This is a genomic window from Hydrogenovibrio sp. 3SP14C1 (genome assembly GCF_029625905.1).
GTDB lineage: Bacteria > Pseudomonadota > Gammaproteobacteria > Thiomicrospirales > Thiomicrospiraceae > Hydrogenovibrio.
In genome coordinates this window covers 1-236 of sequence record NZ_JARTLM010000329.1, presented here as the reverse complement: position 1 = coordinate 236, position 236 = coordinate 1, and the positions used below count along the sequence as shown (strand labels likewise).

Below are 236 nucleotides of genomic sequence, written 5' to 3'. Positions count from 1 at the left end.
CCGCAGGAAGGTGGCGGGGTGGAAGGTGCCCGCGCCGACTTCCATATCGAGGGGCTGGAGAATCACACAGCCCTGTTCTGCCCAGTACTGTTGCAGAGCAAGGATCAAGCCTTGAAAGGTCGACACATCGGGTGTCGATTGGTTTGTCGAGACACTCATCGCGGAAAGCACCGTTGGCCATGAATTCATAAGCCGTCAAGTATACAATTACAGGCAGATGGGTTATAGGCACGTTA

General features: G+C 54.2%; 1 protein-coding gene. It reads right to left on the bottom strand.

What is annotated here, in order from left to right:
• Positions 1-159: glycine--tRNA ligase subunit alpha (locus P8629_RS12720; protein WP_278166447.1), on the bottom strand; the 159-nt coding region annotated here is incomplete at its 3' end.
• Positions 160-236 lie beyond the last annotated feature (77 nt).